This is a genomic window from Vibrio sp. T13N (assembly GCF_032970445.1).
Classification (GTDB): Bacteria; Pseudomonadota; Gammaproteobacteria; order Enterobacterales; family Vibrionaceae; genus Vibrio; species Vibrio diabolicus.
The window spans coordinates 22,489-30,646 of record NZ_JAWJYE010000022.1; the positions used below are offsets into that span (position 1 = coordinate 22,489).

The following is an 8,158-nucleotide window of genomic DNA, read 5'->3' on the forward strand; positions in this document are numbered from 1 at the left end:
CAAGAGAGAAAGGATTACTCTTCGTCTTCTAGCTCGATGTTGATACCTAGCGAGCGGATCTCTTTCAACAGTACGTTGAACGATTCTGGCATGCCAGGTTCCATGCTGTGGTTACCGTCTACGATGTTCTTGTACATCTTAGTACGGCCGTTAACGTCATCCGACTTAACCGTTAGCATTTCTTGTAGCGTGTAAGCAGCACCGTATGCTTCTAGTGCCCATACTTCCATCTCACCGAAACGCTGACCACCGAACTGAGCTTTACCACCTAGTGGCTGCTGAGTTACTAGGCTGTACGAACCAGTTGAACGAGCGTGCATCTTGTCATCAACAAGGTGGTTCAGTTTCAGCATGTACATGTAACCAACAGTTACAGGACGCTCAAACGCATCACCTGTGCGACCATCAAATAGCGTTAGCTGACCTGATGTTGGTAGATCTGCTAGCTCAAGAAGTGCTTTGATTGACTCTTCTGGAGCACCATCAAATACAGGAGTCGCGATTGGTAGACCGCCACGCAAGTTCTTGATCAGAGTACGTACTTCATCATCAGATAGAGAAGCAATGTCTACTTTCTGGCGAGTGTCGCCTAGGTCGTAAACTTTTTGTAGGAACTCACGGAATTTCGCTAGTTCTTGCTGCTCTTTAACCATCTGGTTGATCTTGTCACCGATACCTTTCGCTGCCAGACCTAAGTGTACTTCTAGGATCTGACCGATGTTCATACGCGAAGGTACACCCAGTGGGTTAAGTACGATGTCTACAGGCTGACCTTTTTCATCGTATGGCATGTCTTCAACAGGGTTGATCTTAGAGATTACACCCTTGTTACCGTGACGACCCGCCATCTTATCACCAGGCTGAATGCGACGTTTAACCGCTAGGTAAACCTTAACGATCTTCAGTACGCCAGGTGCTAAATCATCACCTTGAGTGATCTTACGACGTTTAGTTTCGAACTTCTTATCGAAGTCAGCTTTTAGCTCGTCCCACTGCTCAGCAAGTTGCTCAAGCTGAGTTTGTAGTGCGTCATCTTCTAGCGTTAGCTCTAGCCACTTCTTACGATCAGTCGTGTCTAGTTTCGCTTCAGAGTAACCGCCTTCAATCAATACAGCTTTAACACGGTTTAGAAGGCCACCCTCAAGAATCTGGAATTCTTCAGTTAGGTCTTTCTTCGCTTCTTTAAGCTGCATCTGTTCGATTTCAAGCGCACGCTTGTCTTTCTCTACGCCATCGCGAGTGAAGACTTGAACGTCGATGATCGTACCTGATACAGAGTTAGGTACACGTAGTGAAGTATCTTTAACATCAGATGCTTTTTCACCGAAGATAGCACGTAGTAGCTTCTCTTCAGGCGTTAGCTGAGTTTCACCTTTAGGTGTTACTTTACCAACTAGGATGTCGCCACCCTTAACTTCAGCACCGATGTAAACGATACCTGACTCGTCTAGTTTAGACAGAGCAGATTCACCTACGTTTGGAATATCAGCTGTAATCTCTTCAGAGCCCAGCTTAGTATCACGCGCCACACAAGTAAGTTCTTGAATGTGGATTGTCGTGAAGCGGTCTTCTTGAACTACGCGCTCAGATACTAAGATCGAGTCTTCGAAGTTGTAACCGTTCCAAGGCATGAACGCGATACGCATGTTTTGACCAAGCGCTAGCTCACCTAGGTCTGTCGAAGGACCATCAGCAAGCACGTCACCGCGTGATACAGGTTCACCTGGCATCACACATGGGCGTTGGTTAATACATGTGTTCTGGTTAGAACGTGTGTATTTAGTCAGGTTGTAGATATCGATACCAGCTTCACCTGGTACTAGCTCTTCTTCGTTTACTTTAACAACGATACGAGAAGCATCTACTGACTGGATTACACCACCACGTTTCGCAACTGCAGTTACACCTGAGTCAACGGCTACGTTACGTTCAATACCAGTACCAACAAGCGGTTTGTCAGCTTTCAGTGTCGGAACTGCCTGACGTTGCATGTTCGCACCCATCAATGCACGGTTCGCATCATCGTGTTCTAGGAACGGGATAAGCGATGCAGCGATAGATACAACCTGGTTTGTCGCAACGTCCATGTACTGAGCGTGCTCACGAGGGTGTAGACCAGATTCACCTTTCTGACGAGCTGTGATCAGCTCATCTGCAAAAGTACCATCTTCGTTTAGCTTAGCGTTCGCCTGAGCGATAACAAATTGGCCTTCTTCGATTGCAGACAGGTAATCTACTTCGTCTGTTACTACGCCATCTACAACGCGACGGTATGGTGTCTCTAGGAAACCGTACTCGTTACAACGCGCAAACGCAGATAGAGAGTTGATCAGACCGATGTTTGGACCTTCAGGCGTTTCGATAGGACATAGACGACCGTAGTGCGTTACGTGTACGTCACGTACTTCGAAGCCAGCACGTTCACGAGTTAGACCGCCAGGACCCAATGCAGAAATACGACGCTTGTGCGTTACTTCTGATAGCGGGTTGTTTTGGTCCATGAACTGTGAAAGCTGTGAAGAGCCAAAGAATTCTTTAACTGCCGCAGAAATTGGCTTCGCGTTGATCAAGTCTTGAGGCATGATTGCGTCAAGATCGCCTAGGCTTAGACGCTCTTTAACTGCACGCTCAACACGTACTAGACCTACACGGAACTGGTTCTCAGCCATTTCGCCTACAGAACGGATACGACGGTTGCCTAGGTGGTCGATATCGTCCACTTCGCCCTTACCGTTACGGATCGCGATCAGCTTCTTCATCACTTCGATGATATCAGTTTCATCAAGTGTACCTTGCTCTTGAGCATCTTCACGGCCGATTGAGCTGTTGAACTTCATACGACCAACAGTCGATAGATCGTAACGCTCTTCAGAGAAGAATAGGCTTTCGAATAGAGCTTCTGCAGCTTCTTTTGTTGGCGGCTCACCAGGGCGCATCATGCGGTAGATTTCTACCAATGCAGAAATACGATCAACCGTGCTGTCGATACGTAGCGTTTCTGACATGAATGGACCGTGGTCTAGATCGTTCGTAAATAGAACTTCTAGCGCTTTGTGGCCAGCCTGAGATAGGTTCGCTAGTGCTTCCAGGCTGATTTCCTGGTTAGCGTTAACAATGATCTCGCCAGTTGCTTCATTAATGTAATCTTTTGATGCAACTTTACCTACGATGTACTCAACTGGTACTTCGATGTGATCAACACCATCTTTTTCTAGTTGGCGGATATGACGAGCTGTTACGCGACGACCTTGCTCAACGTAAACTTTACCATTCGCTTCGATGTCGAATGACGCAGTTTCACCACGTAGACGATCTGGAACCAACTCCATCAATAGAGTTTGGTCTTTCACTTCGAAGTTCACTTTCTCGAAGAAGAGATCTAGGATTTCTTCTGTCGACTTACCTAGTGCACGAAGAATGATCGATGCTGGTAGCTTACGACGGCGGTCGATACGAACGTACAAGTTATCCTTAGGATCAAACTCGAAATCAAGCCATGAACCACGGTAAGGAATAACACGTGCGTTGTATAAAACTTTACCTGAAGAGTGGGTCTTACCCTTATCGCTGTCGAAGAACACGCCTGGGCTTCGGTGCAGCTGGGATACGATAACCCTCTCGGTACCGTTAATTACGAAGGTACCATTGTCTGTCATGAGTGGAATTTCACCCATGTAGACTTCTTGTTCTTTAATGTCTTTTACAGTACCTGCTGGCGCGTCTTTATCAAAGATAACTAGGCGTAGTTTTACACGTAGTGGCTTTGAGTAAGTTACACCGCGGATTTGACATTCTTTAACGTCAAAAACTGGCTCACCAAGACGGTAGCTAACGTATTGCAGCTCAGAATTGCCGTTGTAGCTCTGAATCGGGAATACAGAACGGAAAGCGGCTTCAAGACCGTATTGACCTTCAGGATCCTGTTCGATGAATTTGTCGAACGAATCGAGCTGGATCGATAGCAGGTATGGAATGTCCAAAACTTGTGGACGAGTACCAAAGTCCTTACGGATGCGCTTTTTCTCGGTATAAGAGTAAACCATGGGGTTCCTCAGCTCGCTGATAAGTGACCCAAACTGTCCGCCCGCTCCTAGTTACTTAAGGGGGGTAAGGGACAGTGACTAATATAGCTGTTTACTGTAGTGACATTTCATTTCGTAAGAATGAAATGTTTTTTGCATGGATATCAGGCGCTTAAACAGCGGGAAAATTCGCCTATACCCTACAGCGCAAAAAGGCCGGTGGTTAAAAAACCACCAGCCAATTAGCCGTTAGGCTAAGAAACTATGCAATAATTACTTAACAGCAACAGTTGCACCAGCTTCTTCTAGCTGAGCTTTAAGAGCTTCAGCTTCTGCTTTCTCAACACCTTCTTTAAGAGGTGCTGGAGCGCCGTCTACAAGAGCTTTAGCTTCTTTAAGACCTAGGCCAGTTGCGCCACGTACTGCTTTGATTACAGCAACTTTGTTACCGCCAGCAGCTTCTAGGATTACGTCGAATTCAGTTTGCTCAGCAGCAGCTTCGCCGCCAGCAGCGCCGCCAGCTACAACAGCAGCAGCAGCAGAAACACCGAATTTCTCTTCCATTGCTTCGATTAGTTCAACAACTTGCATTACAGACATTTCTGCAACTGCGTCTAGGATTTGCTCGTTAGTAATAGACATAACAATTCTCTTTTAAGTCAACAATAAGTTTATTAAGCAACCAGTAAAAAGCAAGGCTTATGCCGCTGCTTCTTGTTTTTGATCGCGGATAGCTGCGATAGTACGCGCCAGCTTGCCAGCCGAAGCTTCTTTCATGCACATCATTAGGCGTGCAATTGCTTCGTCGTAAGTTGGTAGTGTTGCTAGTACTTCAGCGTCAGTTAAAGCGCCTTCATAAGCAGCAGCTTTGATCTCGAAATCTTTGTTCTCTTTAGCGAAGTCTTTGAAAAGACGCGCTGCAGCACCTGGGTGCTCATTAGAGAATGCGATTAGTGTAGGACCAGTGAAAGTGTCAGTTAGACACTCGTACTCAGTACCTTCAACCGCACGACGAGCAAGAGTGTTACGAACAACTCTCATGTAAACGCCAGCTTCACGAGCTTGTTTACGTAGAGAAGTCATCGCGCCAACTTGAACGCCACGAGAATCAGCTACAACTGCAGAAAGTGCACCACTGGCAGCTTCGTTGACTTCAGCAACAATTGCTTTTTTGTCTTGAAGGTTTAAAGCCATCTTGGATTTACTCCTGGTTGTCGTTACACCACTCACTATCATCACGACAGTGAGAGCTATTGAGGTGCTTCCCCAGAAGAAAGTTAACTATATTACATAGAGCTTTCTGTCAGTTCGGGCACCATCTACGTAGGATAATTAAGTTTGTTTTTACACAAACACCTACGGTCTTGGACGGAGACTGGGTCTTAATTCATTTCGAACTAGGAGACAGTTCAAAGAACCAAAGTTCAGCCCCAACCACAAATATTAGGCGCAAAATTATACACTAATTTTGCGCCTAAGCAAATAAATTATGCTTGAGTGTTCAGGCTAGCCTGATCAACAGCAACACCAGCACCCATAGTAGTAGAGATGCTTACTTTCTTCAGGAAAGTACCTTTCGCTGAAGATGGCTTAGCTTTCTTCAGAGCAACTAGAAGTGCTTCTAGGTTCTCTTTGATCTGCTCAGCAGAGAAGTTTGCTTTACCGATAGTAGTGTGGATGATGCCGTTTTTGTCGTTACGGTAACGAACCTGACCAGCTTTAGCGTTTTTAACTGCTTCAGCAACGTTAGGAGTTACAGTACCAACTTTAGGGTTTGGCATAAGACCGCGAGGACCTAGGATAGTACCTAGTTGACCTACAACGCGCATTGCATCTGGAGAAGCAACAACTACGTCAAAGTTCATTTCGCCTTTCTTAACTTGCTCAGCAAGATCTTCCATACCTACGATGTCTGCGCCAGCTTCTTTAGCTGCTTCAGCGTTAGCACCTTGAGTGAACACTGCAACGCGGATTTCGCGGCCAGTACCGTGAGGTAGTACAGTTGCACCACGTACGTTCTGGTCAGATTTACGAGCATCAATGCCTAGGTTAACAGCAACGTCTACAGACTCAACGAATTTCGCAGTCGCTAGTTCTTGAAGAAGAGCAACAGCTTCGTTGATTTCGTATTCTTTAGTTACGTCAACTTTTTCGCGGATTACGCGCATGCGCTTAGTTAGTTTTGCCATCTTATTAACCCTCTACCACTAGGCCCATTGAACGAGCAGTACCAGCGATAGAACGCTTCATCGCTTCGATGTCAGCACCAGTCATATCAGCAGCTTTAGTTTCTGCGATTTCTTGGATTTGAGCGTCAGTTACAGTACCAACTTTTTCAGTGTTTGGACGACCTGAACCAGACTTAACGCCAGCAGCTTTCTTAAGAAGAACTGCAGCAGGTGGAGTCTTAGTTACGAACGTGAAAGAACGGTCGCTGTATACTGTGATAACTACTGGAGTTGGTAGACCTTTCTCAATAGATTCTGTTTTTGCGTTGAACGCTTTACAGAATTCCATGATGTTCACACCGTGTTGACCTAGTGCAGGACCTACTGGTGGACTAGGGTTAGCCATACCAGCAGCAACTTGTAGCTTGATGTAAGCTTCAACTTTCTTAGCCATGATAATTCCTAAGTTTGGGTACAAACGCTAATCGCGGATCAGCTCCCCGTTTGTGTAAGAAACTTTTTACTTCACTTGAAGTAAAAAGGCGCGAAATTATAGTCATAATCCGCGCCTTATACAACCCTAAAAAGGTGATTTTTTATACTCTTTAACGAAGAGTCTTAGTCCAGCTTTTCAACCTGACCAAATTCAAGCTCAACTGGTGTCGCACGACCAAAGATCGAGACAGACACTTTCAGGCGGCTCTTCTCGTAATCCACTTCTTCAACAGTACCGTTGAAGTCAGCAAATGGACCTTCGTTAACACGTACCACTTCACCCGCTTCGTACATTGTACGTGGACGAGGCGCTTCACTCGCTTTCTCAAGACGATTAAGAATCGCGTCAGCCTCTTTATCCGTGATAGGTGCCGGACGGTCTGAGGTACCACCAATGAAGCCCATGACACGCGGCACACTGCGTACTAGGTGCCATGATTCATCGTTCATAATCATCTGAACAAGGACGTAACCTGGGAAGAACTTACGCTCAGATTTGCGACGCTGACCCGCGCGCATTTCTACTACTTCTTCAGTAGGAACCAGTACTTCACCGAATAGCTCTTCCATGCCGTGCATTTTGATATGCTCGCGCAGAGATTGAGCTACACGACCTTCAAATCCAGAGAAGGCTTGAACCACATACCAGCGTTTTTTTGGAGCTTCACTCATGAATAAAAACCCTCTATACCCCAGTTGCTAGAGCTACTAGACGAACCATAATTCCGTCAATACCCCATAGCACTAGAGCCATTACAATACTTACAGCTAAAACGATCAGTGTTGTTTGCATGGTTTCTTGGCGAGTAGGCCAAACAACTTTACGTACTTCCATACGCGATTCTTTTGCAAAACTGATCGCTGCTTTACCTTTAGTCGTTGTTGCTGCAACGCCTAAGGCAGCTGCAATAAGAACAACAACGCCTGCAGCACGAACCACTACAGACATTTCACCATACAGGTAATTACCCACAACAGCGGCAGCTGCCAATACGAAAGCGGCTAACCACTTAAACGTATCTGCTGCGTTTGAGCTATCAGGAGTTTCAGCATTATTTGCTTTCATAAAACCAACCTGTTACAAGTCTTAATATAGACGACAACAACCCCGCTGTTGCAGGGCAAACTCCATATCGCTGAAAAAATCAGCGTACTCTTCTTAAGATTAAGCATCTTTGCTTAATCTTGCTCTGCGCCCAACCCACTTCTGAACAAGAAAACAGCAAAAATAATGTTGAGTGCAGAAAAAGGGCATCAAATGATGCCCTTTTTGCTACTGGTTCGTCAAATCTAATTCAAGATTTTCCGAAAGCATCGCTAATTCGCTATGAATTAGTCGAAGATCTTAGCAACAACACCAGCACCTACTGTACGGCCACCTTCACGGATCGCGAAACGTAGACCTTCGTCCATTGCGATTGGTGCGATTAGCTCAACAGTCATCTGTACGTTGTCACCTGGCATTACCATTTC

Annotated in this window: 7 protein-coding genes and 1 pseudogene; all 8 read right to left on the minus strand. The window is 45.8% G+C overall.

Annotated features, from left to right (window positions below; all coding sequences use genetic code 11):
• Window positions 1–14: 14 nt before the first annotated feature.
• On the minus strand, window positions 15–4,043 hold the full coding sequence (gene rpoB, locus R2S67_RS21545) for a DNA-directed RNA polymerase subunit beta (protein ID WP_005397275.1): 4,029 nt from the start codon (window positions 4,041–4,043) through the stop codon (window positions 15–17).
• 252 nt (window positions 4,044–4,295) lie between these two features.
• Window positions 4,296–4,664: a 50S ribosomal protein L7/L12 gene (gene rplL, locus R2S67_RS21550; protein ID WP_005397273.1), complete on the minus strand. Its 369-nt coding sequence runs from the start codon at window positions 4,662–4,664 to the stop codon at window positions 4,296–4,298.
• Between the two features lie 57 nt (window positions 4,665–4,721).
• The gene (gene rplJ / locus R2S67_RS21555; RefSeq protein WP_005397270.1) at window positions 4,722–5,216 is read right to left on the minus strand and encodes a 50S ribosomal protein L10; all 495 of its coding nucleotides are present in this window, start codon (window positions 5,214–5,216) and stop codon (window positions 4,722–4,724) included.
• A 293-nt stretch (window positions 5,217–5,509) separates the two neighbouring features.
• Window positions 5,510–6,211, minus strand: coding sequence for a 50S ribosomal protein L1 (rplA, locus tag R2S67_RS21560; RefSeq protein ID WP_005384683.1), 702 nt, complete (start codon window positions 6,209–6,211; stop codon window positions 5,510–5,512).
• A 4-nt stretch (window positions 6,212–6,215) separates the two neighbouring features.
• Complete coding sequence (rplK, locus tag R2S67_RS21565) at window positions 6,216–6,644, minus strand: 50S ribosomal protein L11 (RefSeq protein ID WP_005384682.1); 429 nt, start codon at window positions 6,642–6,644, stop codon at window positions 6,216–6,218.
• A 164-nt stretch (window positions 6,645–6,808) separates the two neighbouring features.
• Window positions 6,809–7,357: a transcription termination/antitermination protein NusG gene (gene nusG / locus R2S67_RS21570; protein WP_005384681.1), complete on the minus strand. Its 549-nt coding sequence runs from the start codon at window positions 7,355–7,357 to the stop codon at window positions 6,809–6,811.
• Window positions 7,358–7,370: 13 nt separating this feature from the next.
• Window positions 7,371–7,751, minus strand: a complete 381-nt coding sequence (secE, locus tag R2S67_RS21575) for a preprotein translocase subunit SecE (protein ID WP_005397258.1) — start codon at window positions 7,749–7,751, stop codon at window positions 7,371–7,373.
• A 266-nt stretch (window positions 7,752–8,017) separates the two neighbouring features.
• Window positions 8,018–8,158 (minus strand): annotated as a pseudogene (gene tuf, locus R2S67_RS21580) (elongation factor Tu); the annotation flags it as partial.

Excerpts from the sequence above, each read along its gene's own strand:
- rpoB (WP_005397275.1), bottom strand. The coding sequence starts at position 4,043 with ATGGTTTACTCTTATACCGAGAAAAAGCGCATCCGTAAGGACTTTGGT.
- rplL (WP_005397273.1), bottom strand. The coding sequence starts at position 4,664 with ATGTCTATTACTAACGAGCAAATCCTAGACGCAGTTGCAGAAATGTCT.
- rplJ (WP_005397270.1), bottom strand. The coding sequence starts at position 5,216 with ATGGCTTTAAACCTTCAAGACAAAAAAGCAATTGTTGCTGAAGTCAAC.
- rplA (WP_005384683.1), bottom strand. The coding sequence starts at position 6,211 with ATGGCAAAACTAACTAAGCGCATGCGCGTAATCCGCGAAAAAGTTGAC.
- rplK (WP_005384682.1), bottom strand. The coding sequence starts at position 6,644 with ATGGCTAAGAAAGTTGAAGCTTACATCAAGCTACAAGTTGCTGCTGGT.
- nusG (WP_005384681.1), bottom strand. The coding sequence starts at position 7,357 with ATGAGTGAAGCTCCAAAAAAACGCTGGTATGTGGTTCAAGCCTTCTCT.
- secE (WP_005397258.1), bottom strand. The coding sequence starts at position 7,751 with ATGAAAGCAAATAATGCTGAAACTCCTGATAGCTCAAACGCAGCAGAT.